22 protein-coding genes are annotated in these 26,282 nt (G+C 60.2%); 2 read left to right on the top strand and 20 right to left on the bottom strand.

The features are described 5' to 3' along the window. Positions 1–41: 41 nt before the first annotated feature. The 16 genes from ACA063_RS09960 to leuC all read right to left on the bottom strand — a co-directional run bounded on the left by ACA063_RS09960 (position 42) and on the right by leuC (position 18,830). Positions 42–818, bottom strand: a complete 777-nt coding sequence (locus ACA063_RS09960; RefSeq protein WP_497665701.1) for an SDR family oxidoreductase — start codon at positions 816–818, stop codon at positions 42–44. Continuing rightward, entirely contained in the window at positions 815–2,026 is a 1,212-nt protein-coding gene (locus tag ACA063_RS09955) for an O-succinylhomoserine sulfhydrylase (protein WP_497665700.1), read from the bottom strand. Before ACA063_RS09955 ends, ACA063_RS09960 begins: the two co-directional genes overlap by 4 nt. Before the next feature lie 64 nt (positions 2,027–2,090). Then, a complete protein-coding gene (gene purF / locus ACA063_RS09950) occupies positions 2,091–3,596 on the bottom strand; it encodes an amidophosphoribosyltransferase (RefSeq protein WP_497665699.1) in 1,506 nt (501 codons plus the stop codon). 41 nt (positions 3,597–3,637) lie between these two features. Beyond that, the gene (locus ACA063_RS09945) at positions 3,638–4,198 is read right to left on the bottom strand and encodes a CvpA family protein (protein WP_497665698.1); all 561 of its coding nucleotides are present in this window, start codon (positions 4,196–4,198) and stop codon (positions 3,638–3,640) included. A 274-nt stretch (positions 4,199–4,472) separates the two neighbouring features. Continuing rightward, positions 4,473–5,150 carry an SPOR domain-containing protein gene (locus ACA063_RS09940; RefSeq protein WP_497665697.1) on the bottom strand — a complete coding sequence of 226 codons (678 nt, stop codon included), beginning with the start codon at positions 5,148–5,150 and terminating at the stop codon, positions 4,473–4,475. Beyond that, positions 5,134–6,441, bottom strand: a complete 1,308-nt coding sequence (gene folC, locus ACA063_RS09935) for a bifunctional tetrahydrofolate synthase/dihydrofolate synthase (protein WP_497665696.1) — start codon at positions 6,439–6,441, stop codon at positions 5,134–5,136. The genes ACA063_RS09940 and folC overlap by 17 nt, the downstream gene beginning before the upstream one ends. Next, positions 6,438–7,358 (bottom strand): acetyl-CoA carboxylase, carboxyltransferase subunit beta, encoded by a 921-nt coding sequence (accD, locus tag ACA063_RS09930; RefSeq protein ID WP_162437753.1) that lies wholly within the window; start codon positions 7,356–7,358, stop codon positions 6,438–6,440. The genes folC and accD overlap by 4 nt, the downstream gene beginning before the upstream one ends. Positions 7,359–7,536: 178 nt before the next feature. Further along, complete coding sequence (locus tag ACA063_RS09925; RefSeq protein WP_162437754.1) at positions 7,537–8,163, bottom strand: phosphoribosylanthranilate isomerase; 627 nt, start codon at positions 8,161–8,163, stop codon at positions 7,537–7,539. Positions 8,164–8,226: 63 nt separating this feature from the next. Beyond that, a complete protein-coding gene (truA, locus tag ACA063_RS09920) occupies positions 8,227–9,051 on the bottom strand; it encodes a tRNA pseudouridine(38-40) synthase TruA (RefSeq protein ID WP_194690765.1) in 825 nt (274 codons plus the stop codon). 306 nt (positions 9,052–9,357) lie between these two features. After that, positions 9,358–12,021: a FimV/HubP family polar landmark protein gene (locus ACA063_RS09915; protein WP_497665695.1), complete on the bottom strand. Its 2,664-nt coding sequence runs from the start codon at positions 12,019–12,021 to the stop codon at positions 9,358–9,360. A 208-nt stretch (positions 12,022–12,229) separates the two neighbouring features. Further along, the gene (locus ACA063_RS09910; RefSeq protein ID WP_497665694.1) at positions 12,230–13,240 is read right to left on the bottom strand and encodes an aspartate-semialdehyde dehydrogenase; all 1,011 of its coding nucleotides are present in this window, start codon (positions 13,238–13,240) and stop codon (positions 12,230–12,232) included. Between the two features lie 261 nt (positions 13,241–13,501). Beyond that, positions 13,502–14,614 carry an aspartate-semialdehyde dehydrogenase gene (gene asd / locus ACA063_RS09905; protein WP_497665693.1) on the bottom strand — a complete coding sequence of 371 codons (1,113 nt, stop codon included), beginning with the start codon at positions 14,612–14,614 and terminating at the stop codon, positions 13,502–13,504. Positions 14,615–14,683: 69 nt separating this feature from the next. Continuing rightward, positions 14,684–15,766 (bottom strand): 3-isopropylmalate dehydrogenase, encoded by a 1,083-nt coding sequence (gene leuB, locus ACA063_RS09900; RefSeq protein WP_497665692.1) that lies wholly within the window; start codon positions 15,764–15,766, stop codon positions 14,684–14,686. Between the two features lie 80 nt (positions 15,767–15,846). Further along, on the bottom strand, positions 15,847–16,611 hold the full coding sequence (locus ACA063_RS09895; protein WP_497665691.1) for a class I SAM-dependent methyltransferase: 765 nt from the start codon (positions 16,609–16,611) through the stop codon (positions 15,847–15,849). 145 nt (positions 16,612–16,756) lie between these two features. Then, positions 16,757–17,401: a 3-isopropylmalate dehydratase small subunit gene (leuD, locus tag ACA063_RS09890; RefSeq protein WP_162439722.1), complete on the bottom strand. Its 645-nt coding sequence runs from the start codon at positions 17,399–17,401 to the stop codon at positions 16,757–16,759. Between the two features lie 10 nt (positions 17,402–17,411). Then, positions 17,412–18,830 (bottom strand): 3-isopropylmalate dehydratase large subunit, encoded by a 1,419-nt coding sequence (gene leuC, locus ACA063_RS09885; RefSeq protein ID WP_162439723.1) that lies wholly within the window; start codon positions 18,828–18,830, stop codon positions 17,412–17,414. 140 nt (positions 18,831–18,970) lie between these two features. On the opposite strand from leuC, the gene ACA063_RS09880 reads away from it, so the two are divergent. Then, positions 18,971–19,861, top strand: a complete 891-nt coding sequence (locus ACA063_RS09880; RefSeq protein WP_162439724.1) for a LysR family transcriptional regulator — start codon at positions 18,971–18,973, stop codon at positions 19,859–19,861. A gap of 65 nt (positions 19,862–19,926) precedes the next feature. Then, a complete protein-coding gene (locus ACA063_RS09875; protein ID WP_497665690.1) occupies positions 19,927–23,205 on the top strand; it encodes a PAS domain S-box protein in 3,279 nt (1,092 codons plus the stop codon). A 55-nt stretch (positions 23,206–23,260) separates the two neighbouring features. On the opposite strand, the gene ACA063_RS09870 is transcribed toward ACA063_RS09875, so the two are convergent. The 4 genes from ACA063_RS09870 to ACA063_RS09855 all read right to left on the bottom strand — a co-directional run bounded on the left by ACA063_RS09870 (position 23,261) and on the right by ACA063_RS09855 (position 26,279). Beyond that, a complete protein-coding gene (locus ACA063_RS09870; RefSeq protein WP_162439732.1) occupies positions 23,261–23,707 on the bottom strand; it encodes an Hsp20 family protein in 447 nt (148 codons plus the stop codon). Between the two features lie 121 nt (positions 23,708–23,828). Beyond that, positions 23,829–24,788 carry a tRNA dihydrouridine synthase gene (locus ACA063_RS09865; protein WP_162439733.1) on the bottom strand — a complete coding sequence of 320 codons (960 nt, stop codon included), beginning with the start codon at positions 24,786–24,788 and terminating at the stop codon, positions 23,829–23,831. 153 nt (positions 24,789–24,941) lie between these two features. After that, on the bottom strand, positions 24,942–25,397 hold the full coding sequence (locus ACA063_RS09860) for an acyl-CoA thioesterase (protein WP_194690384.1): 456 nt from the start codon (positions 25,395–25,397) through the stop codon (positions 24,942–24,944). 48 nt (positions 25,398–25,445) lie between these two features. Then, on the bottom strand, positions 25,446–26,279 hold the full coding sequence (locus tag ACA063_RS09855; RefSeq protein ID WP_497665689.1) for an alpha/beta fold hydrolase: 834 nt from the start codon (positions 26,277–26,279) through the stop codon (positions 25,446–25,448). Between the last annotated feature and the right edge of the window lie 3 nt (positions 26,280–26,282).

The following is a 26,282-nucleotide window of genomic DNA, read 5'->3' as shown; positions in this document are numbered from 1 at the left end:
TGAGCCTGCTCGCGATGACGGCGGAACATCCACTAGCCCTGTCACTCGCTGTAAATCATCTTCTTGGTCATCCCGCCATCCACCACGAACTCCTGGCCCGTGACGAACCCTGCATTGCGCGACAGCAGCCACGCCACCATCGCCGCCACGTACTCGACCGTCCCTACCCTGCCCGCCGGATGCTGGGAATGGTCGGCATCGGTGAGAGGTTCGGCCCGGCGGGCAGACGGGTCACGCGTATCGATCCATCCCGGACTGACGGCATTGACGCGAATCTCCGGCCCAAGGCTGATTGCCAGCGCATGAGTCAGGGCCAACAGCCCTCCCTTGCTCGCCGCGTACGCCTCAGTGTCAGGTTCCGACTGCCCGGCACGGGTCGAGGCCAGATTGACGATAGCCCCGCTGTGAGCTCGCAGGTAAGGCGCGCAGTGCTTCGCCAACAGCATCGGCCCGCTGAGATTCACCGCCAGCACCCGATTCCAGTAAGACAGATCGAGGCTTTCCAGCGTGATGTTGTGCGGATCGGCAATGGCCGCATTGCACACCAGCGCATCAAGTCGGCCGAATTGCCCCAAGACCTCAGCCACACCCAACGCCACCTGGCCCTCGTTGGATACGTCCATGGCGATGAACCAGGCGTTTTCGCCCAGCACCTTGGCCACTTTCGAACCGCGGACCCGATCCAGGTCGGTCAGCACGACTTGCCAGCCTTCGCTGACCAGCCAGGCCGATATCCCCAGACCGATGCCCCGCGCAGCACCCGTGACCAGCGCGACGCGGCCATTGGTGCCAGTACCCGGCGTCGACAATTCGATCACAGCGCAGCCAGACCGCGCGCCAGATCGGCTTGCAGGTCTGTCACGTCTTCGAGGCCGACCGCGATGCGGATCAGGCTGTCACGAATACCCGCCGCTTCACGCTCCTGCGGCGCCAGACGACCGTGGGAGGTGGTGCTTGGGTGAGTGATGGTGGTCTTGGTGTCACCGAGGTTAGCCGTGATGGAAATCAGTCGGGTCGCATCGATAAAGCGCCAGGCGCCCTCTTTGCCACCCTTGACTTCGAAACTCACGACCGCGCCAAAGCCCTTCTGCTGGCGCTGGGCCAGTTCGTGCTGAGGATGGCTTTTCAGCCCGGCGTAATGGACTTTCTCGATGCCTTCCTGCTGTTCCAGCCACTCGGCCAGTTGCTGGGCGTTGGCACAATGGGCCTTCATCCGCAGGTTCAGGGTTTCAAGACCCTTGAGGAAGATCCAGGCGTTGAACGGACTCAGGGTTGGGCCTGCGGTGCGCAAGAAGCCGACCACTTCCTTCATCTGCTCGCTGCGACCGGCAACGACACCGCCCATGCAACGACCCTGGCCGTCGATGAATTTGGTCGCCGAGTGCACAACGATGTCTGCACCGAGTTTCAATGGCTGCTGCAACGCCGGGGTGCAGAAACAGTTGTCGACCACCAGCATCGCGCCTTTGGCGTGAGCGATTTCCGATAACGCAGTGATATCCACCAGTTCGGCCAGCGGATTGGACGGAGACTCGACGAACAGCAATTTGGTGTTGGGCTTGATCGCCGCATCCCAGCCGGACAAATCCGCCAGGGGAACGTAATCGACTTCGATTCCAAAGCGCTTGAAGTACTTTTCGAACAGGCTGATGGTCGAGCCAAACACACTACGAGACACCAACACATGGTCGCCAGCGCTGCACAGGCTCATCACCACAGCCATGATCGCAGCCATGCCGGTGGCGGTGGCCACGGCCTGCTCGGCGCTTTCCAGCGCGGCAATACGCTCTTCGAACGCACGCACGGTCGGGTTGGTGTAGCGCGAGTAAACGTTGCCCGGAACTTCCCCGGCAAAACGCGCCGCCGCATCGGCAGCGGTGCGGAACACGTAACTGGAAGTAAAGAACATCGGATCACCGTGTTCGCCTTCTGGCGTACGGTGCTGACCGGCGCGTACGGCCAGGGTATCGAACGCTACGCCGTCGAGGTCGCTGTCCAGCCGACCGGCATCCCAATCCTGACTCATGCTGTCACTCCTTGCCTTGCTCTTTTAGTAGATACAAAACCGGCCCCTCAGGGCCGGTAGTTACTCAGTTGTTATACAGATCAATGATCGCACTGACTGCCTGCGTCTTGACCTTGGAGGCATCGTTGCGAGCCTGCTCGATCTTGTTCAGGTAAGCCTCGTCGACGTCGCCGGTAACGTACTGGCCGTCGAACACTGCGCAATCGAACTTCTCGATCTTGATCTTGCCGCCACCGACTGCTTCGATCAAGTCGGGCAAGTCCTGATAGATCAGCCAGTCAGCGCCGATCAGATCCGCCACGTCCTGGGTCGAACGGTTGTGCGCGATCAGCTCGTGAGCGCTCGGCATGTCGATGCCATAGACGTTCGGGTAGCGAACGGCCGGTGCCGCAGAGCAGAAGTAAACGTTCTTGGCGCCCGCTTCGCGGGCCATCTGGATGATCTGCTTGCACGTGGTGCCGCGTACGATCGAGTCGTCCACCAGCATCACGTTCTTGCCGCGGAATTCCAGCTCGATGGCGTTGAGCTTCTGGCGTACGGATTTTTTCCGTGCAGCCTGGCCCGGCATGATGAAGGTCCGGCCGATGTAGCGGTTCTTCACGAAGCCTTCGCGGAACTTGACGCCCAAGTGGTTCGCCAGCTCGAGCGCTGCGGTGCGGCTGGTGTCAGGGATCGGGATGACCACGTCGATGTCGTGATCCGGACGCTCGCGCAAGATCTTCTCGGCAAGTTTCTCGCCCATGCGCAGACGGGCCTTGTAGACCGACACGCCGTCGATGATCGAGTCCGGACGCGCCAGGTAGACGTGTTCGAAGATGCACGGAGTCAGGGACGGATTGTTTGCGCACTGACGGGTGTGCAGCTTGCCGTCTTCAGTGATGTAGACCGCTTCGCCCGGCGCGAGGTCGCGAATCAGGGTGAAACCGAGCACGTCCAGGGAGACGCTTTCGGAGGCAATCATGTACTCGACGCCTTCGTCGGTGTGACGCTGACCGAAGACAATCGGGCGGATGCCATGCGGGTCGCGGAAACCGACGATACCGTAACCGGTCACCATCGCAACGACCGCGTAACCACCCACGCAACGGTTGTGCACGTCAGTGACGGCAGCAAATACATCTTCTTCGGTAGGCTGCAACTTGCCGCGCTGGGCCAGCTCGTGCGCGAACACGTTCAGCAGTACTTCCGAATCAGAGTTGGTGTTGACGTGGCGCAGGTCAGATTCGTAAATCTCCTTGGCCAGCTGTTCAACGTTGGTCAGGTTACCGTTGTGCGCCAGGGTGATGCCGTAAGGCGAGTTGACGTAAAACGGTTGAGCTTCAGCCGAAGTCGAGCTGCCTGCGGTCGGGTAACGCACATGGCCAATGCCCATGTGCCCGACAAGGCGCTGCATGTGACGCTGATGGAACACGTCACGTACCAGGCCATTGTCCTTGCGCAGGAATAACCGGCCATCATGGCTGGTCACGATACCGGCAGCGTCCTGGCCGCGGTGCTGGAGCACGGTTAGCGCGTCATACAGCGCCTGATTGACGTTCGACTTACCGACGATACCGACGATGCCACACATGCGACGCAACCCCTACTTAATGGATCTGAACTGAACAACACTCACTGAGGCGTTTTGGCCGTCGGCAAGAGGTGCTCCTTGAACGGTATCTCAGCGGGTACGCTGATACCGCTGGCAAGCCACTGACTGCTCCACCCGAGAATCAGGTTTTTGGACCAGTCTGCGACCAATAGAAACTTTGGCACGAGCTGTGATTCTTTCCACCACCCGTCCTGCTGTACCGGCCCCAGGCTCAACAGCCCGATCGCCACGACCACCAGCAACACGCCACGCGCTGCGCCGAAGGCCATGCCGAGAAATCGATCGGTCCCGGATAGCCCGGTGACGCGAACCAACTCGCCGATAAGATAATTGATCATTGCGCCTACGATTAACGTGGCGACAAACATGATGGCACAGCCCGTGATTACACGAGCCGATGGCGTTTCTATGTATCCGGCGAGGTACTCGGACAATGAACCACCGAACATCCAGGCGACGACTCCTGCGATGATCCAGGTCACCAGCGATAATGCTTCTTTGACGAAGCCGCGGCTCAGACTGATCAATGCGGAGATGGCGACTATTGCAACGATCGCCCAATCAACCCAGGTAAATGGCACAGTGCAGCCTACAGACGGATAAGGCGGCGCATTTTAGCAGAGCCCATGCTGATCGGTAAGCTGCGATTGTCAGTGCATTTCAAATCGGGGCAATAGTTTTAACCCTTATCGAAACTGCACTCGCCCCTGTAGCAGCTGGCGAAGCCTGCGTCCGACTGCGCAGGAGCCGTAAAATCAGGCAATTGGGTCTATCCGGCACGCCGTGCAAGCGGGATTGACAGCTGCTTCGCAGCCGGACGCAGGCTGCGCCAGCTGCTACAGAGATCGGCCCGTTTTAACCGCGCTCAGGCTGGAAGCGCACTACAAAACCCTTGAGGTTCTGCTGGCGGCTTAGCAAGTCGCGCAAACGGTCGGCTTCTGCGCGCTCAATCAGCGGCCCGACGAATACCCGGTTCTTGCCGTCCGCTGTGCGGATGTAGGCGTTATAGCCTTGGCTGCGCAAGGATTTCTGCAGGCTTTCCGCGCTGGCTCGGTTCGACAGACTGGCCAGTTGCACCGACCAACTGACCGACAGGCCATTGGCATCGACGCGACTTTGCGTGGTATCGGGTTTGCCTGGGGCCGCGGTGATCGGTTGGGCAGGCGGCGTGCTTGGCTTGGCCGCCATGGCTGGCACAGGCGCCGGCGCGGCGGGTTTGGCGGCGGGTTTGGCAGCAGGTGCAGGCGCGACAGGGGCAGTCGGAGCGATCGGCACCGAAGGCTCTTCCTGCTGAGCGATTTCCTCATCGCTCGGTACCGGCTCTTGCGGAAGCGTCTGCGGCTCGGGCACGACCACGGGCTCGACCTGCACTTGCGGCATCGAAGGTGCTTGCGGTGCGGCGGGCGCCTCAACGCTCACCTGGCGCTGTTCATCCTGACGCGAAAACAGCATCGGCAGGAAAATCACCGCCAGTGCCACTAGAACCAGGGCACCGACCATCCGCTGTTTGTAGGCTTTATCCAGCAATGCCATTTGCCGCTTCCTCCGTGGAGCGCCGGGCCAACCATTCAAGGGCCTCGGCGACACAATAAAATGATCCGAACAACAGAATCTCGTCGTCGCTCGTGGCCAATGCACACTGCCCATCGAGGGCTGCAGCCACGCTGTCATAGGACGTTACCGAAGCGCCAAGGTTCTGCAACACCCCGTGCAAATCGGCAACTGGCCGTGACCGAGGCGAATCCAGCGGCGCAACCGCCCAGTGCTGGACACTAGCATTCAACTCGCCCACAACACCATCGAGATCCTTGTCCGCCAGCAATCCGAACACGGCCAGACGCTTGCCTGCCGGTGGCCGACTGGCCAGTCGACGAGCCAGGTACTCGGCCGCATGAGGATTATGGCCCACGTCCAGCAACAGGCTCAGGTGCTTGCCTTGCCAGTCGAACTGACGGCGATCAAGACGCCCTACCACCCGCGTAGCCTTCAGGGCATCGACAATCTGTGCATCCACCCACGGCAGATCCATCAGCAGATAAGCCTGCAACGCCAGCGCGGCGTTTTCCATCGGCAGGTCAAGCAACGGCAGATCACGCAGCTCAATCACCTGCCCTTGAGCGTCGACACCGCGCCATTGCCAGTGATGATCGGTCACACCCAGATCAAAATCACGCCCGCGCAAGAAAAACGGACAAGCCAGCTCGCGCGCCTTATCAAGCAAAGGTTGTGGAGGATTCAGATCGCCGCAAAGCGCAGGCGCGCCCTGGCGGAAGATACCGGCTTTTTCGTACGCCACGGATTCCCGGGTATCACCCAGGTAATCGGCATGATCGACGCCAATGCTGGTGACCAGCGCCATGTCGGCATCTACCACGTTGACTGTATCCAGACGCCCGCCCAGACCGACTTCGAGCACCACCGCGTCAAGCCCGGCCTGTTGAAACAGCCAGAACGCCGCCAGGGTGCCCATTTCGAAGTACGTCAGGGAAGTGTCGCCGCGGCCCGCCTCGACTGCAGCAAAGGCTTCGCACAGCTCGGCGTCGGTTGCTTCGACGCCGTTGACCTGCACCCGCTCGTTATAACGCAGCAGGTGCGGAGAATTGTAAACGCCGACGCTCAGGCCCTGCGACCGTAGCAACGAAGCCACAAATGCGCAGGTGGAACCCTTGCCGTTGGTGCCGGTGACCGTGATCACCCGAGGCGCCGGCTTGCCCAGTCCCATGCGGGACGCTACCTGTTGCGAGCGCTCCAGGCCCATGTCGATGGCCGAAGGGTGCAACTGCTCAAGGTAGGCGAGCCACTCGCCAAGGGTACGTTGGGTCATATGTTGGCAGGCACCGGCGGAACCACGATTGGCTCGATAGGTGCGGCGACGAATTTAGGCGTCGGCAGGCCCATCATCTGTGCCAGCAGGTTGCCCAGGCGCGGACGCAGTTCCTGACGGTGAATGATCATGTCGATCGCGCCGTGTTCCAGCAGGAACTCACTGCGCTGGAAGCCTTCCGGCAATTTTTCACGCACGGTCTGTTCGATGACGCGCGGACCGGCAAAACCGATCAGGGCTTTCGGTTCGCCGACGATCACATCGCCCAGCATCGCCAGACTGGCGGAAACACCGCCGTAGACAGGGTCGGTCAGTACCGAGATGAACGGAATGCCTTCTTCACGCAGACGCGCCAGCACCGCGGAGGTCTTGGCCATTTGCATCAGGGAGATCAAGGCTTCCTGCATCCGCGCGCCGCCGGAGGCAGCGAAGCAGATCATCGGGCATTTGTTTTCCAGTGCGTAGTTGGCAGCGCGTACAAAGCGCTCACCGACGATGGCACCCATCGAACCGCCCATGAAGGAAAATTCGAAAGCCGACACCACGACCGGCATACCCAGCAGCGTGCCGCTCATGGAGATCAGGGCATCTTTTTCGCCGGTCGCTTTCTGTGCGGCGGTCAGGCGATCCTTGTACTTCTTGCCGTCACGGAATTTCAGACGGTCGACGGGCTCCAGCTCGGCGCCCAGTTCGGCACGGCCTTCGGCGTCGAGGAAAATGTCGATACGGGCGCGGGCGCCGATACGCATGTGGTGATTGCACTTGGGGCAAACGTCCAGGGTCTTTTCCAGCTCCGGACGATACAGCACAGCCTCGCAAGACGGGCATTTGTGCCACAGACCTTCAGGCACCGAGCTCTTCTTGACCTCGGAACGCATGATCGAAGGGATCAGTTTGTCTACTAACCAGTTGCTCATGCTTTCTTTCTCCAGTACCGGCGGCTCGAACACTTTGGTTCGCAGCCCCGCGTATGCCCTTGAGCTAAATTCATATGTGCGGCGATGATCGACTGGATGGCCGGATCAGCAAAATGTGACCTGCGTACCACCCAAAAACCCTCAGCCATGCCTGTGGACGGCGGCAGTGTGCCAGCCGTCACATCAACGTGCCGCGTACTGCCTTGATGAACGCCTGAACCTTTGCGTGATCCTTGATTCCCTTGCTCGCCTCTACCCCGCCACTGACGTCGACCGCGTAAGGCCGGACCCGCGCAATCGCTTCGGCAACGTTGTCCGGTGTCAGGCCACCCGCCAAAATGATCGGTTTGCTCAACCCTTGAGGTATCAGAGACCAGTCGAATGCTTCCCCGGTTCCCCCAGGTACGCCCTCGACATAGGCATCCAGCAGGATACCGCTGGCACTGGGAAAGGCATCGCAAGCGGCCGCAATGTCGTCACCGGCCTTGACCCGCAGCGCCTTGATGTACGGACGGTGCCAGCCTTCACAATCCGCAGCCGTTTCATCACCATGGAACTGCAACAGATCCAGCGGCACGGCGTCGAGCAGTTCGCCCAACTCGCAACGACTGGCGTTGACGAACAATCCCACGGTGGTCACGAACGGCGGCAGCGCCTTGATAATGTCTCGCGCTTGCTGAAACGTCACGGCACGCGGGCTTTTTGCATAGAAGACGAATCCGATCGCATCCGCCCCGGCCTCTACCGCTGCCAACGCATCTTCTATGCGGGTAATCCCGCAAATCTTGCTGCGAACGGCTGACATGTCGATAGAACCCCAAGGCAAATCCGAGAAAGTCCCGGATGGTAACAAATGCGTTCGAGGGCGTCAGCCGTCAAGTTCGGTGAAACCGGTCAAGAAGTGCGGGCCAATGTAACGCTGCGGCAATTCGAACTCATCGCGGTATTCGACCTGCACCAGGTACAGGCCGAAAGGATGCGCGGTCACCCCGCCGGAACGACGGATTCGGCTCTCCAGCACCTCTTTCATCCACTCCACCGGGCGCTCGCCGGCACCGATGGTCATCAGCACGCCGGCAATGTTGCGCACCATGTGGTGCAGGAACGCGCTGGCACGGATGTCCAGCACGATCATTTTGCCGTGGCGAGTGACTCGCAGGTGGTGAAGCTCCTTGATCGGCGACTTGGCCTGGCACTGACCCGCGCGGAAAGCGCTGAAATCATGGGTACCCACCAGGTACTGCGCCGCCTCGGCCATACGGTCGACGTCCAGGGGCCGGTGGTTCCAGGTAATTTCATCGTTCAGGTGCGCCGGGCGGATCTGATCGTTGTAGATCACGTAGCGATAGCGCCGGGCAATGGCTTTGAACCGTGCATGAAAATCCGCCGGCATGGCCTTGGCCCAACTGACACTGATGTCGTGGGGCAAGTTGATGTTGGCACCCATGACCCAGGCTTTCATAGAGCGCTCGACCTGCGTGTCGAAATGCACCACCTGTCCGCATGCGTGCACACCGGCGTCAGTGCGACCGGCGCAGAGCAGCGAGACAGGCGAGTCGGCGACTTTCGACAACGCCTTTTCCAGGGTTTCCTGCACGGTGAGCACGCCGGAGGCCTGACGCTGCCAGCCGCGATAACGCGAGCCTTTGTATTCAACGCCCAACGCGATCCGGAAAAAGCCGTCGGCCGCCATTTCGGCGGCAGGATTATCTATATTTGCCAAGGAGTGACAGCCTGCTGATGTACGCAAAGGCGGGCATTATAAGGCTGTGGGAGGTGGATGCCAGTGCAACAGTCGACACAGTGTTGAATGTTAGGGCTTCATCGCGGGCAAGCCCGCTCCCACAGGTTTTGTGAACGGCGCAAATCACTGTGGGAGCGGGCTTGCCCGCGATGACCATCCCACCACCACCACCACCACCACCACCCTCGCACTCCCGGCAGAAACAAAAACGGCAGCCTCAATGGGCTGCCGTTCTCTTTACGACTTACCGAGCATTCAAGCGAGGCGCGACAACATTTCCTTCGCTTCGCTCTTCTGACCGTCATCACCCTCGGTCACCACCTCGTTGAGGATGTCCCGCGCACCGTCGTTGTCGCCCATGTCGATGTAGGCCTGGGCCAGATCGAGTTTGGTGGCCACTTCGTCGGTACCGGAAAGGAAGTCGAACTCAGGCTCGTCAGCGGCAGAGGCCATGGCGTCTTCCGCTGAAAAGGTCGGCCCGCTGATGTCCTGGGATAGACGATCGAGCTCCGCGCTGAAATCGTCAGGCTTGGCGGACAAATCATCGGCAGCGACGGGGGCGTCCATTTCGTCCGCCAGCGACAGGTCGAAGTCGGCCGGCAATTCCAGATCGTCCAGTGTCACTTCCGGAACACTCGGCGCTTCCGCAACCGGCAGATCCTTGGCATCGTCGTCCAGGTTCAGCAGGAAATCATCTTCGGCCAACGTGGCTGGCGAAGCTTCACCACCGAGGTCCATGTCCAGATCAAAATCAGACAGGTCGTCGAGGTTTTCCTTGATATCAGTCTGCTGCTGCAACACCGACTCAAAGCTCAGATCATCGTCAGACGGGAATGCATCCAGATCTTCCACGGGGTTCGCTTCGGGAGAAACAACGGCCGGAGAAGCGGTTTCCAGATCATCCAGGCTCAAGTCGAAGTCATGATCAAATTCGTCATCAGCCGGCACCACTGGCGCAGGCGCCTCTGGCTCATCCAGCATCAGGTCCTTGACGTACTGGGCATCCATTTGCGCTGCGATAGCCGCAGCACCACCCGCCGCCACGAGCGCCATGGCCGGGAAGCGGCTTTTCAACTGTTCGACCTGAGCGAAGTTGTCGCCGTTGGCAATCAGCTTGCGCTCCTGGGCGACGAACGCATCGCGATCGCCCTGCTGCCCGTAGACTTCCATCAGCTTCAAGCGCAAATCACTGCGTTGCGGCTCCTGCTTGATGCCATCTTCCAGTATCGCGGCGGCCTGATTCAGGCGACCGGCAGCAATGTGCGACTGCGCCCGACCCAACACATCATCATTGTGCTCGGCGGCTGGCGAGATCAGCGGCGCTGCGATTGGCGGCGTTACGATGACCGGAGCGATCACTGGCGCCGGTGCAGGCACAGGCGCTGGAGTCGGCTCTACAGCCGGCGCCGTGGCGAGCTTCACGCTTGCAGGCGGAACTTCCAGACCTTCGAAGCTGCTTTCCGGCAAATCGTGATCGACCGAGAATTCCTGCTCCTCGGACAATGCGCGAGCCATGCGCAGATGCTTTTCAGCTTCTTGCTGAGCTTTGCGCCGACGGGCCAGCAACAGCAACAGAAGCAGCAGGATGACTGCGCCACCGCCGACCATGCCCAGCAACCATGGATTGGTCAGCAGCTCATTGAATTTCTGATCGTCAGTGGTTTTAACCGGCGTCGGCTCGACCGGTTTTTCAGCGGGTGCCAGCGCGGCTTCCGGCACCACAGCCTCAGGCGCTGACGCGGGTGTCACCGGTGCTGTCGGCACGGCTTCGGCAGGCGTCGTTGCCGCTGGACTGCCTGCCAGTTCCGCCGACATGGCTGGCGCGGCAGCCGCACCTGCATCCACCGGAGCGTCTGCAGCGCCTTCAGCCTGCAACTTGGCCAATTGGTTGTTCTTCAGTTCGATCAGGCGTTGCAGCTTGTCCATCTGACTTTGCAGATCGGTCATGCGGCTTTTCAGTTCGGCGTTGTCACGACGGGTCGTGTCGAGGCTTTCCTGGGTTACCGCCAGCTTGTTGCTCAACTTCTTCGCATCGCCCGCAGCGCCTTTGGCACCGGGCTTGCCCGTCTCGGCCGAGACCAGGCTCAAGTTGTCCTTGGGAGCTTGCGAGGTCGCGCCATCACCGCGAGGACGGTTAGTGGCATCCAGTTGTTGCTGGCCAGCGCCCGCCTTGGGTACATAGCGACGCCCCTGACGCCACGCCGTGTTCTGTGCGGCGACTTCGGCGATGGCTTTAGGTTGCGGCAGATTGGTGCTTTGCGCCTGATCCGGCAGACGCAGCACCTGACCGGTTTTCAAACGGTTGATGTTGCCGTCAATAAAGGCATCCGGGTTCAGTGCCTGGATGGCCAGCATGGTCTGCTGGATCGACCCGCCATTACGCGCCTTTGCAGCGATTTCCCATAAGGTATCGCGCGGCGTGGTGGTGTACTGGGCGGACTTGGTTGCGCCGGTGACTGGTGCCGCAACGGTTTGCGTTGGTGCAGGCTGAGCAGCCGCATCAGCGGTCTGCGGCGAGAATTTTGAAGGATCGAGCAATACGCTGTAATCGCGCATCAATCGACCGCTCGGCCACATCACCTGAACCAGGAATTTCACCATCGGTTCGGACAGTGGCTTGCTGGATGTCACACGCAGGATGCTTTTACCGCCGGGGTTGAGCACCGGAGTAAAGGTCAGGTCGTTGAGAAACGCCTGGCGGTCGACACCGGCCTTGGCGAAATCTTCGGGTGAGGCCAGGCTCGGCACCACTTCAGCAGCAGTGAGCTCCTTGATATCAAGAAGCTCGATTTCCGCCACCAGCGGCTGGTTCAGCGTCGACTTCAGGGTCAGCTCCCCGAGCCCGAGGGCATGCGCCACACCGGAGGACAGCGCCGAGGCGGCCGCTATTGCTAACACCAGTTTGCGAACTTGAACCATAGCCTCATCCTTTGTTTGAACATTCCTCGGCCAGCGAGAAGGTGTTGATAGTCGCTGCCGTAAGGCATTGCGCGCGGCGGCGAAGGGTCGTCGCGCGCGATCTTTTCTTTCTTGCCACGCGAAGCCCCGAAGGGTGACTCGCGATCAGCACTTCGGCCAAGCATAGCGCCCGGCCAGATTCAGTCGACAAATTGTTGCCAAGTATCTTTTACGCTAGGTCTTTTATCAACAATTCAGCCACCTGCACAGCATTGAGCGCGGCACCTTTGCGTACGTTATCTGACGTCAGCCAGACATTAAGTTCCGACGGGTCGTCAATTCCCCGGCGGACCCGACCGACGTACACCACATCCTGCCCTACCGCGTCGCCCACCGCTGTCGGGTAATCTCCGGCTTCTACCAGTTCGATGCCCGGCGCGTCTTCCAGGGCGGCGTTGACTTTCGCCAGGTCGACTTCACGCGAAGACTGAAGAGTCACACTAAAGCTATCGCCAAAAAACACCGGCGCTTGAATGCACGTAACGGAAATCTTTAACGAAGGCAGCGCCAACACCTGACGCACTTCGCGCACCAGGCGTTTTTCCAGCAAGGTATGGCCCTGCTCATCCGGCTTGCCGACCTGAGCCAGCAGGTTGAAGGCCATCTGCCGATCAAAGAACGTTGGCTCCAGCGGACGTACATTGAGCAGCTCGGCGGTTTGCCGCGCCAGTTCAGTCACGGCTTCACGACCCTGGGCTGACACCGCCAGACTCGCCGTCAGATGGATGCGTTGCAGGTCGATGATGCTGAGCAACGGCGCCAGCAGCACGGCCAGGGTGGTGGCCGAAGGACTTGGGCTGCTGACCTGGAAAGGCTTTTTCATCCCGACGAGGATGTCGCCGTTGGCCTCAGGCACGACTTGCGGTGCCTGATCGGCGGGCAAAGCGCCGGACAGGTCGATCAGCGAGCAGCCGGCAGCCGTGGCGCGCGAGGCGAAGCTGAGAGTGACCGCGGGACCGGCGGCGAAGAACACCAGCTGGACCTTGCTGAAGTCGAACTCATCGACTTCGCGTACGCGTACGTTCTTGCCGCGAAACGGCACCGAATGCCCGGCGGACTCGCTGCTGGCAAGCAGGTGCAGGTTGCCCACCGGGAAGTCGCGCTCTTCGAGAATCTGCACAAGCGTTTCGCCGACAGTACCGGTCGCGCCGATCACGGCAATATCAAGGGTCTGGCTCATGGTTCTACCTCTGGCGAAACGGGGGGAGCGGCACTTTACCGGGTGGTGGGGATGCAGGCAATTCGACGGTGCCCGTAAAGGCCCCATCGCTGGCAAGCCAGCTCCCACAGTGAATGGTTTCAAGCACAAAACCGGGTACACCATGAAACCTGTGGGAGCTGGCTTGCCAGCGATGAGGCCAGACCAGACTACCGGGAAACTTCAGACATAAAAAAACCCGCACCTCTTTCAAGGCACGGGCTCTTTCATTGCATCAATCGATCAACGCTCAAGCAGAATCCGCAGCATGCGACGCAGCGGTTCGGCCGCGCCCCACAACAGCTGGTCGCCGACGGTGAAGGCACCGACGAATTGCGAACCCATGTTCAGCTTGCGCAGACGGCCAACCGGTACATTCAGGGTGCCGGTGACTTTCGTCGGGCTCAGCTCCTGAATGCTGCTCTCACGGCTGTTCGGCACCAGCTTGACCCAAGGGTTGTGCTGGCTGATCAGCCCTTCGATATCGGCGATCGGTACGTCTTTGTTCAGCTTGATGGTCAGCGCCTGGCTGTGGCAGCGCATGGCGCCGATACGCACGCAGATACCGTCGACCGGAATCGGGTTCTTGAAGCGACCGAGGATCTTGTTGGTCTCGGCCTGAGCTTTCCACTCTTCGCGGCTCTGACCGTTCGGCAGTTCCTTGTCGATCCACGGGATCAGGCTGCCGGCCAGCGGAACGCCGAAGTTTTCGGTCGGGTACGCGTCGCTGCGCATGGCTTCGGCCACACGACGGTCGATGTCGAGGATGGCGCTGGCAGGATCCGCCAGTTGATCAGCGACAGAAGCGTGGGTTGCGCCCATTTGCTTGATCAGCTCACGCATGTTCTGCGCGCCGGCACCGGAAGCCGCCTGATAGGTCATGGCGCTCATCCACTCCACCAGACCGGCTTCGAACAGACCGCCAAGGCCCATCAGCATCAGGCTGACGGTGCAGTTGCCGCCGATGTAGTTCTTGGTGCCTGCATCGAGCTGCTGGTCGATGACCTTGCGGTTCACCGGGTCCAGCACGATCACCGCGTCATCCTGCATGCGCAGGCTGGAAGCGGCGTCGATCCAGTAACCCTGCCAGCCGGCTTCGCGCAGTTTCGGGAAGACTTCGCTGGTGTAGTCGCCACCCTGGCAGGTCAGGATCACGTCAAGCGTCTTCAGCTCTTCAATGCTGTAAGCGTCCTTGAGCGGCGCAATATCCTTGCCCACGGACGGGCCTTGGCCACCGACATTGGAAGTGGTGAAAAACACCGGCTCAATAAGATCGAAATCCTGCTCTTCCAGCATCCGCTGCATGAGCACGGAACCGACCATACCGCGCCAACCGATCAGACCTACACGTTTCATCGCAACTACACCTTCTTTAAAAAGTGGGCCGCTGCTTTCGACGTTGAAAGTGGCAGCGGGCCCGAGAGATTACAGATTCCGCAGCGCGGCGACTACTGCGTCGCCCATTTCCTGCGTACCGACCTTAGTGCAACCCGTCGACCAGATGTCGCCGGTACGCAGGCCTTGATCCAGAACCAGGCTAACGGCTTGCTCGATGGCATCAGCGGCAGCCTGTTGGTTGAAGCTGTAACGCAGCATCATCGACACCGACAAAATGGTCGCCAACGGGTTGGCAATGCCTTTGCCTGCGATGTCCGGCGCCGAACCGTGGCACGGCTCGTACATGCCCTTGTTGTTGGTGTCCAGGGACGCCGACGGCAGCATGCCAATGGACCCGGTCAACATGGAAGCCTGGTCGGACAGGATGTCGCCGAACAGGTTGTCGGTCACGATCACGTCGAACTGCTTGGGTGCGCGCACCAGTTGCATGGCAGCGTTGTCGACGTACATGTGGCTCAGTTCAACTTCCGGGTAATCCCTGGCCACTTCTTCGACGATTTCACGCCACAGCTGGCTGGAAGCCAGCACGTTGGCCTTGTCCACCGAGCACAGCTTCTTGCCGCGCACCATGGCCATGTCAAAACCGACACGGGCGATACGGCGGATTTCGCTTTCACTGTAAGGCAGCGTGTCGTAAGACTGACGCTCGCCGTTTTCCAGGGTGCGGGTACCGCGTGGCGCGCCGAAGTAGATGCCGCCGGTCAGCTCGCGAACGATCAGGATGTCCAGACCGGAAACGATTTCCGGCTTCAAGCTGGAGGCGTCGGCCAGTTGCGGGTAGAGGATCGCCGGACGCAGGTTGCCGAACAGGCCCAGTTGCGCACGGATTTTCAGCAGACCGCGTTCTGGACGGATATCACGCTCGATGGTGTCCCATTTCGGGCCGCCCACGGCGCCCAGCAACACAGCGTCTGCCGCGCGGGCACGCTCCAGGGTTTCGTCGGCCAGCGGCACGCCATGTTTGTCGATGGCCGCGCCGCCGATCACGTCGTGGCTGAATTCGAAGCCCAGGCTGTACTTGTCGTTAGCCAGCTCCAGCACCTTGACCGCTTCGGCCATGATTTCCGGGCCAATACCGTCACCTGGGAGAATCAGAATCTGCTTGCTCATGCTTTCCTCATGTCATCAGTCGGTGCGCCCCTTGGGCGCACCCGGAAAAATTCTATCGTCCGGCGGCTATCGTTCAGTGCTTAGCGTTCTGCAATCAGAACCAGCACATCGGTACTGAACGAACCATCGGCCTCAATCTCAAAATATTCGCGCACTTCGTTGCCCATGGACTGCTGCAATTCGCGGATCGCGGCGCGCATCACCTGTGGCGTGCGCATGCGTTCGACCCAGGAGTTGTATTCCAGGCGCAGACGTTGACGACTAGTGCTGCGGGCATGCAACCCCGCCTCGCTGACCTGACGCAACCACTCACCGGCGGAATAATCGCGCACATGGCTAGTGTCGCGCAGCACTTCGACGCTTTGCAGGTAAGTGTCGAACAACGGGCTGCCCGGTGACAACACATCGATGAACGCCGCCACGCCACCCGGCTTCAGTACCCGACGGACTTCGCGCAGCGCCGACCCCAGATCGCTCCAGTGGTGCGCGGAGTAACGGCTGAAGACGAAGTCGAATTCACCGTCGTCGAACGGCAGGCGCTCGGCGGCGCCAAGGACCGTCGACACGTTGCTCAAGCCCCGGTCAACGGCAGCACCGGCCACCACGTCGAGCATCTGCTGCGACAGGTCGTAAGCCACCACGTCCTTGACCAGCGAAGCCACGTGAAAACTTACGTGCCCGGCGCCGCACCCCAGGTCCAGCACCCGTGCATCGCCCTGCCCTGCCAGTTCCGCCTGTAACAAGGCGAATTCGGTGCCTTGAGCGTGTACGGCGCTGCTCAGGTAGGCGGAGGCCTGTTCACCGAATTGCTTTTGTACAACCTGACTGTGGGCGGTGCTGGTCATGAAGATTTCCTTTTGGGTTTAAGCCTTGTGTTGCCTGGTCGGGCCTCATCGCTGGCAAGCCAGCTCCCACAGGGTTTTGTGAACGCCGCAAATCCAATGTGGGAGCCAGCCTGCTGGCGATGGCGTCATCACGCCTTACGCTAATTTACGCGTCACGAAACAACCAAGGCTGACTCGCCCGGTGCTTGCCTTCAAACGTCGCAATCGCCTCGTGGTCCTGCAAGGTCAGGCCGATGTCGTCCAGACCATTCACCAGGCAATGCTTGCGGAATTCATCCAGTTCGAAGCTGTAGACCTTGCCATCCGGCCGGGTCACGGTCTGGGCTTGCAGGTCGACCGTCAACTCGTAGCCAGGATTCGCCTCAACCTGCTGGAACAGCTCATCAACCTCAGCGTCACTCAAGATGATCGGCAGCAAGCCGTTCTTGAAGCTGTTGTTGTAGAAGATGTCGGCATAGCTCGGCGCGATGATGCTGCGGAAACCGTATTCTTCCAGGGCCCACGGCGCGTGTTCACGGCTGGAACCACAACCGAAGTTCTCACGGGCCAGCAACACACTGGCGCCCTGATAACGCTCGGCGTTGAGCACGAAATCCTTGTTCAGCGGACGCTTGGAGTTGTCCTGGTAGGCATAGCCCACGTCCAGATAGCGCCACTCGTCAAACAGATTCGGACCGAACCCGGTGCGCTTGATCGACTTCAGAAACTGCTTCGGAATGATCTGGTCGGTGTCGACGTTGGCCCGGTCCAATGGCGCGACCAAACCGGTGTGTTGGGTAAAAGCTCTCATGTGCGGTTCCTCAGATCAGTTCGCGAACGTCGATGAAACGACCGTTGACGGCAGCTGCCGCGGCCATGGCCGGGCTCACCAGGTGCGTACGGCCACCGGCGCCCTGACGCCCTTCGAAGTTGCGGTTGGAGGTCGAGGCGCAATGCTCGCCCGACTCCAAACGGTCCGGGTTCATCGCCAGGCACATCGAGCACCCCGGCTCACGCCACTCGAAACCGGCTTCGAGGAAAATCTTGTCCAGACCTTCTGCCTCGGCCTGCGCCTTCACCAGGCCCGAGCCCGGCACGACGATAGCCTGCTTGATAGTCGAAGCGACTTTGCGGCCCTTGGCGATGACGGCCGCGGCGCGCAGGTCTTCAATTCGCGAGTTGGTGCACGAACCAATGAATACGCGGTCCAGCTGGATATCGGTGATGGCCTGATTGGCACTCAACCCCATGTATTTCAAGGCGCGTTCGATGGAACCGCGCTTGACCAGGTCCATTTCCTTCGCCGGGTCCGGCACGTTCTGATCAACGGCCAGGACCATCTCTGGCGAGGTGCCCCAGCTGACTTGCGGCTTGATCTGGGTGGCGTCGAGTTCAACCACGGTATCGAACTTGGCATCAGCGTCGGACACCAGGTCTTTCCAGGCTTCGACCGCCATGTCCCATTCCGCACCTTTCGGGGCGAATGGACGGCCTTTGACGTATTCCACGGTTTTTTCGTCCGCAGCGACCAGCCCCACCCGAGCGCCGGCTTCGATGGACATGTTGCAGATGGTCATGCGGCCTTCGATCGACAGATCGCGAATGGCGCTGCCAGCGAACTCGATGGCATGGCCATTACCGCCAGCGGTGCCGATCTTGCCGATCACCGCGAGCACGATGTCCTTGGCGGTGACGCCGAACGGCAATTGGCCTTCGACCGATACCAGCATGTTTTTCATTTTCTTGGCGACCAGGCACTGCGTGGCGAACACATGCTCGACCTCGGAGGTGCCGATGCCGTGTGCCAACGCGCCAAACGCGCCGTGGGTCGAGGTGTGCGAGTCGCCGCAGACGACGGTCATGCCCGGCAAGGTCGCGCCCTGCTCCGGACCAATCACGTGAACGATGCCCTGACGCACGTCATTCATTTTGAATTCAGTGATGCCATATTCGTCGCAATAGTCGTCGAGGGTCTGAACCTGCAAACGCGAGACCTGGTCGGTGATCGCTTCGATCCCGCCCTTGCGATCCGGGGTAGTCGGCACGTTGTGGTCCGGGGTAGCGATGATCGAGTCGACGCGCCAAGGCTTGCGCCCGGCCAGGCGCAGGCCTTCGAAAGCCTGGGGCGAAGTCACTTCATGGATGATGTGGCGGTCGATATAGATCAACGACGACCCATCGTCGCGCCGTTTCACTTCATGGGAATCCCAAAGCTTGTCGTAAAGCGTTTTGCCGGCCATCAGACGGTCCTCATCAGCTTGTTTCTATGCCCTGGGCTTTTTCAATAACCCCTTGGCTTGTGAGGTCGATCCTAGGGGGTTACATTAAATAACTCAAATTCATATTTTTTATGCTTTGGATAACCAGCTGGAATACCTAAATGGACCTCGCCAACCTGAATGCTTTTATCGCGATTGCCGAGACCGGCAGCTTCTCTGGCGCAGGCGAACGGTTGCACCTGACCCAGCCCGCGATCAGTAAACGTATCGCCGGTCTGGAACAGCAATTGAAGGTGCGCCTGTTCGATCGCCTGGGCCGTGAAGTCGGTCTTACCGAGGCCGGGCGCGCCCTGCTGCCGCGGGCTTATCAGATCCTCAATGTGCTGGACGATACCCGCCGCGCCCTGACCAACCTGACCGGCGAAGTGACGGGCCGCCTGACCCTGGCCACCAGTCACCACATCGGCCTGCACCGTTTGCCGCCCTTATTAAGGGAGTTCACTCGACGCTACCCACAGGTCGCGCTGGATATTCAGTTCCTCGATTCGGAAGTGGCTTATGAGGAAATCCTCCACGGTCGCGCCGAGCTGGCGGTCATCACCCTTGCGCCAGAGCCCCACTCGCTGGTCAAGGCCACACCGGTGTGGGACGACCCGCTGGACTTTGTGGTCGCGCCGGAACATTCGCTCATCAGCAACGGCGCCGTCAGCCTGGCGGACATTGCCCTGCACCCGGCTGTGTTCCCCGGCGGCAACACCTTTACCCACCACATCGTCCAGCGTCTGTTCGAAGCGCAGGGCCTGACGCCAAACATCGCCATGAGCACCAATTACCTGGAAACCATCAAGATGATGGTCTCGATTGGCCTGGCCTGGAGCGTATTGCCACGCACCATGCTCGATGATCAGGTGGCGCGCATACCTTTGCCGGGCATACAGCTCACTCGCCAGCTAGGCTATATCGTGCACACCGAACGGACGCTGTCGAATGCGGCACGGGCCTTTATGGCCTTGCTGGATGCACAAATCGATCGGCCAGGGACTCATGGCTAACGTGTGCTACGCCTATAGAGCCGCGAGACCCTGCGCCTAACGCCCACTCAGCTTAAGGCTTGCCAATGCCGAAATCTGTTGACCGAATTCCGCCAATGCCGCGTATTCAGGCGCTTGACCCAAAACAGTCAGAGCAGAGCTGGGAAAGCGCACCGCAATTGCTGGCCGCCCTTAACGGTGCACGTTTGGGCGCCTGGTATTGGGATATCGAACGCGGGCAAATCAGCTGGTCACGGGGCACACAAGCGCTGTTCGGCTTTGACCCGCACACGCCATTGCCCGCCGACCTGGAATACCTCGACCTGCTGCCGCCAGAGGATCGGGCAAAAACCGTCCGCGCCTTTAACGCCGTGATCGCCGGCGCACCGCTGGCACAGGCGATGCATCACCGCATTCGCTGGCCCGATGGCAGCCTGCATTGGCTCGAAATCAATGGCAGCCTGCTGCCAGACAAGGATGGACACCCACGCATGATCGGCGTAATCCGCGAAATCACCCATCAGCGCCAGCGTGAACAAGCCCTGACCAGCTCGGAGAAGCGCTTTGCAACGCTGTTTCACCTGTGCCCGAACATGGTGCTGCTGACTCGTCAGGAAGATGGCCTGATCACCGAGGCCAACCAGTATTTCGAGAGCCTGTTCGGCTGGCCCGTGCAGGATGCCATTGGCCGCACCACCCTCGAGCTTGGCTTGTGGGTGCACCCGGAACAACGCGAGCACCTGGTCAAAGCGACCAAGGCCAAAGGCGAGCTGGTCAGCATGGAAGTGCAGTTTCGCGCCAGCAACGGGCAGATCCACGACGGCATCCTCAGCGCACAAAAGGTCGAGCTCGAAGGCCAACCGTATCTGCTGAGCACCTTCCTCGACACCACCGAACGCAAGGCCGCCGAGCATGCCCTGAAAGACAGTCAGGAGCGCCTGGACCTGGCACTGGATTCTGCGCAACTCGGCACTTGGGACTGGCACATTCCCAGCGGCATGCTTTACGGCTCGGCGCGCGCCGCGCAACTGCACGGGATGGAAGCCAAACCCGTCCACGAGTCCTTTGACGAATTTTTCGAGGGCGTGCCCGGTGAAGAGCGCGACACCATGCGTGACGCCTACCGCAGCTTGCGCGAAGGTCCCGCCGGCAATTATCAGCTGACCTATCGCGTGCAATTGGCGGACGGTACCTCGCGCTATCTGGAAAGCCGAGCCCGCCTCTATCGCGATGAAAATGGCGCGCCCTTGCGCATGGCTGGCACCCTGCTGGACATCACCGAACAGGTGGAGCGCGAACAGCAGTTGATTGCCTCGGAAGAAAAATTCGCCACGCTGTTCCAGGTCAGCCCGGACCCGATTTGTGTCACTCATCAGGACAGTGGCCAATTCATCGAAATCAACTCCAGCTTTACCCAGACGTTCGGCTGGAGCGCCGCCGATGTGATCGGCCGTAGCGCCGATGAGATCGGTCTGTGGGACGCCTCGTCCAAGAGCCTGCAGCGGATCGAACAGGTCATCCGTGAACAGGGATTGAGCAACGTGGCGATTCACGTTCAACACAAGAACGGGCAGTCGTTGACCTGTGTAATTTCCAGTCGCCAGATCAGCGTCGGCGACCAGCCGTGCATCGTCACCAATTTGCGTGACATCACTCAACAGCAGCGCTCCGAAGCGGCACTCAAGGCCAGCGAAGAGAAGTTCGCCAAGGCGTTTCACTCCAGCCCCGACGCCATTACCATCACCGAGCGCGACACCGGACGTTATCTGGAGGTCAATGACGGGTTCTGCCGACTGACCGGTTACCGCGCCGATGAAGTCATCGGGCGGACGGTGTACCAGGTGGGCATTTGGGCCGAAGAAAAACAACGGTCCTCACTGCTGGCCGAGTTACAGCTCAAAGGTCGGGTTCATCACCAGGAGATGCTCGGGCGCAACAAGCGGGGCGAATTGCTGACCGTCGAAGTCTCGGTAGAACCGATCACCCTTAACGAAACCGCGTGCCTGCTGTTGACCGCGCGTGACGTCAGCCTGCTGAAGAACGCCGAAGCGCAGATCCGTCACCTGGCCTATCACGATCCACTGACCAATCTGCCCAACCGCGCACTGCTGATGGATCGCCTCAGCCAACAGATCGCCCTGCTCAAGCGCCACAACCTGCGGGGTGCGTTGCTCTTTCTCGATCTCGATCACTTCAAGCACATCAACGATTCGCTCGGCCATCCGGTCGGCGATACGGTGCTGAAAATCATCACCGCGCGCCTTGAAGCCAGCGTGCGCATGGAAGACACGGTCGCGCGCCTGGGCGGCGATGAATTTGTCGTGCTGCTGAGCGGCCTGGAAGGCTCGCGCAACGAAGTCAGTGCCCAGGTGCGCGAGTTGGCGGACACCTTGCGCGAACTGCTGTCGGAACCGATGTTCCTCGACGGCCAGCGTCTGCAAGTGACGCCGAGTATCGGTATCGCCTTGATTCCCGATCATGGCTCGACGCCAACCGACCTGCTTAAACGCGCGGACATCGCGCTGTATCGGGCCAAGGATTCAGGCCGCAACACCACGCAGATGTACCACAACGCCATGCAGAAGGCTGCGAGCGAGCGCCTGCGCATGGAAACCGACCTGCGCCTGGCACTTTCAAGGGGCGAGTTTCGCGTGCATTACCAACCCCAGGTGGACGCCAGGGATAACCGCATCGTCGGCGCGGAAGCGCTGGTGCGCTGGAATCACCCGGAACTCGGCGCGCAATCGCCCACCGAGTTCATCAAAGTGCTCGAAGACAGCGGACTGATCCTGGAGGTCGGCACCTGGATCGTCGACGAAGCCTGCGAAGCCTTTAAACAATTGGTGGCGCAGGGTCTGATCGATCCGCTGGATTTCAGCCTGTGCGTGAACATCAGCCCACGACAGTTTCGCCAGAACGACTTTGTCGAGCGCATCGAACACAGCCTCAGCAGCCATGGGCTGCCCTGCTCACTGCTGAAACTGGAGATCACCGAAGGCATCGTCATCCAGAACCTGGAAGACACCATCAACAAAATGCGGCGCCTGAAAAAACTCGGCGTGAGCTTCGCGATGGATGACTTTGGTACCGGTTACTCCTCCTTGACCTACCTCAAGCGCCTGCCGGTCGACACCCTGAAAATCGACCAGTCATTCATCCGCGACGCGACCACCGACCCCAACGACGCCGAAATCATCCGCGCCATTGTCGCCATGGCCCGAAGCCTGGAGTTGAAGGTGATTGCAGAGGGAGTTGAGACAGCGGAGCAATTGGAGTTTTTGCAGGGGCTGGGCTGTCATTTTTATCAGGGGTATTTGCACAGCCGGCCGTTGCCGGTGGAGGCGTTTCAGGAACTCCTTCGATGATGTAGCGACAGACACAAAAAAGGGCGCCGTCGGCGCCCTTCTTGATTGCTCTGAATCAATGCTGCAGAGCAGGTTGCTGCGTCCCATTGATCGGGATGCGCTTGGCTTTCGCTTCTTCCGGCACGACGCGCAGAAGGTCAATGCTCAGCAGACCATTACGCAGGTCGGCGGCTTTGATCTCGATGTGGTCCGCCAGGCGGAACGACAGTTTGAACGCACGCTGGGCGATGCCTTGATGCAGGAAGGTCACGCCTTCGGTTGCGTCGCGTTTGCCGCCACTGATGGTCAGCACGCCCTTCTCGACTTGCAGGTCCAGGTCTTCTTCCTGGAAACCGGCTGCCGCTACGACGATGCGGTACTGATCGTCGCCGTGTTTTTCAACGTTGTAAGGCGGGTAGGTGCTGCCTGGTTCGTTGCGCAAGGCGGTTTCAAACAGGTCGTTGAAACGATCGAAGCCGACCGAGGAACGGAACAGGGGCGCCAGGGAAAATGCAGTACTCATGATTCAAAATCTCCTGAAAATAATCAGCAAGGTTCTATGTCTCCGCGACCCGAATTCGGCATCGCGTAACCCTTAGATAAGGACCACTGATTACTTTTCAAGAGGTTTTTTGAAGATTTTTTCAGGCCGCTTCGCGAACTTGCAAACCCAATAAACGCGAAACCTGATCCAGTTCGGTTTCACGTCTCAGCACGGTGAACAGTTCGACTGCTTCGGGGTAGTTTCGGGTCAGCATCGCCAGCCATTGCTTCAGGCGGCCGGGTGATTGGCGGGGTGTCATCTGTGCCTTGGCTTGCAGCCAGAAGTCTTGAATGAGCGGCAACAGTTCGGCCCAGGTCATCTCGACGACGTCTTTACCGGCGCGCGCCGCAGCGATTTGACGCGCCAGGTCGGGACGCGACACCAGGCCGCGCCCCAGCATGATGTCTTCCACGCCACTGATTTCGCGGCAGCGGCGCCAGTCTTCGACGCTCCAGATATCGCCGTTGGCGAACACGGGCACCTTGACCACGTCCTGTACACGCGGGATCCACTCCCAATGAGCGGGCGGCTTGTAACCGTCGGTCTTGGTTCGCGCGTGCACGACGATGTGAGCCGCGCCGCCTTCGGCCAGTGCCGTGGCGCAGACCAGCGAACCGTCAGGACTGTCGAAACCCAGGCGCATTTTGGCGGTGACCGGGATGTGAGCCGGAACAGCGCGGCGCACATGTTCAACGATCTGGTTCAGCAGCTCAGGCTCTTTGAGCAGAACGGCGCCACCGCGGGATTTGTTCACGGTTTTGGCCGGGCAACCGAAGTTAAGGTCGATCACCTGGGAGCCCAGCTCGCAGGCCAGCGCGGCATTTTCCGCCAGGCAAACCGGGTCGGAACCCAGCAACTGCACGCGCAAGGGCACGCCGGCAGCGGTTTTTGCGCCGTGCAGCAGTTCAGGGCCGAACTTGTGGTAATAGGCAGGCGTGAGCAGCTGGTCGTTGATGCGGATGAATTCGGTCACGCACCAATCGATACCGCCCACCCGAGTCAGCACGTCCCGCAGGATGTTGTCGACCAACCCCTCCATGGGCGCCAAAGCAATTTGCATGAAAAACACACTCGACGAAAAACGTGCCGCAGTTTACTGGATTGCGCGGGGAATCGCAGATTCCTTGTAGGAGTGAGCCTGCTCGCGATAAACGATGACGCGGTGTAATGGCTAAACCGCGCCGCCTGAATCGCGATCAGGCTCACTCCCACACTAGATTTGGGTGGTGTTCAATTCTTGCGACAACAACGCCGGCCCGTAGCCCTCGATAAACTCTGCCGGCATGCGCTTGGGCTTGCCGGTAGACAGCTCGATACAGACGAACGTGGTTTGCGCCCTGAGCAATGTGGTGTTGTCACTGGGGCGCTTGAGTTGAAAGTGCCGGGTCATTTTCAGGCGCTGGTCCCAATCGACAATCCAGGTTGCCAACTGTAATTCGTCGCCTTCATAGGCTGCCGCGAGGTAATCGATCTCGTGACGTACAACGGCCATCGCCCGGTCAAGACGCCGATACTCGACCAGATCCAGGCCCAGGCGCTGGGAGTGCCGCCAGGCGCAACGCTCGAGCCAGGTCACATAGACCGCGTTGTTCGCGTGCCCCAGCCCGTCGATGTCTTCGGCGCCCACTTCCAGGTCAATGATAAATGGCGTTGCCCGATCCCAGCCCATGCCCCACTCCCAGTCAGAAAATTTTGACCGAGGCAGTGTAACGGATGCTCAAGCGGATTGGCGTGATTGCAGGCTGCGTCCGGCCAACAGTGATAACACGCCCTCAATGACCCGAGGATCGGCCAGCACTCGCTGATGACCGCCCGCCTCCAGACGCAACAGGCGACTGTCGAACCAGGCTTCATGGATCAGCTGAGACTCTTTGGCCAGGACAAAATCATCATCGTCGGCATGGACGATCAGGCCCGGCATGTCGAGCTGATAGTGCGCGACATCCAGCGTGGCGGCGCGCATGCCGACGTCGTTCTCGACCTGACGAATGAATGCCGAGCGCGCTTTGGGCGGCAGCCGCACGTAGCGCGCAAAACCACGCAGGACCCCAAGAATTCGTGCCGGGGCGGCAATGGTTACCAGGGTTTCAGTGCGCAGGCCCAACTGCACGGCAAGCATCGCACTGGCGCCCCCCATGGAATGGCCGATGACGGCGCGCAGCGGTGGCAACTCGGCGGCGGCTTCGAGCATGGCGCGGGCGAAAAGCACGACATTTGCCTCTCTACCCGGAGAACGACCATGTGCCGGGCCATCCAGCGCAACCACGCTATAACCGGCCTCTACAAGTGCGGTGATCAGGCTGGCAAACTGCGTGGGGCGCCCTTCCCAACCGTGCATCAGCAAGACCGCCGGACCCTGCCCCCAACGCAATGCCGAGAGACCGAAGCGCAACGTGATGCGCTCGGAATTCGCCAGCAGCGGCAGCTCCCAATCACGCGGGGGCCGCGTGCGCGGGGTCATGAATGCGAGTCGCATTTTGCTTGCGACCAACTGCGGTGCAAACCAGCCCAAGGTGCCATTAACGCCACGAACCCACTTTAACGCGCTCATCGC

It is taken from the genome of Pseudomonas sp. LBUM1643, from assembly GCF_059716215.1.
This window is presented reverse-complemented; position numbering and strand designations above follow the sequence as displayed.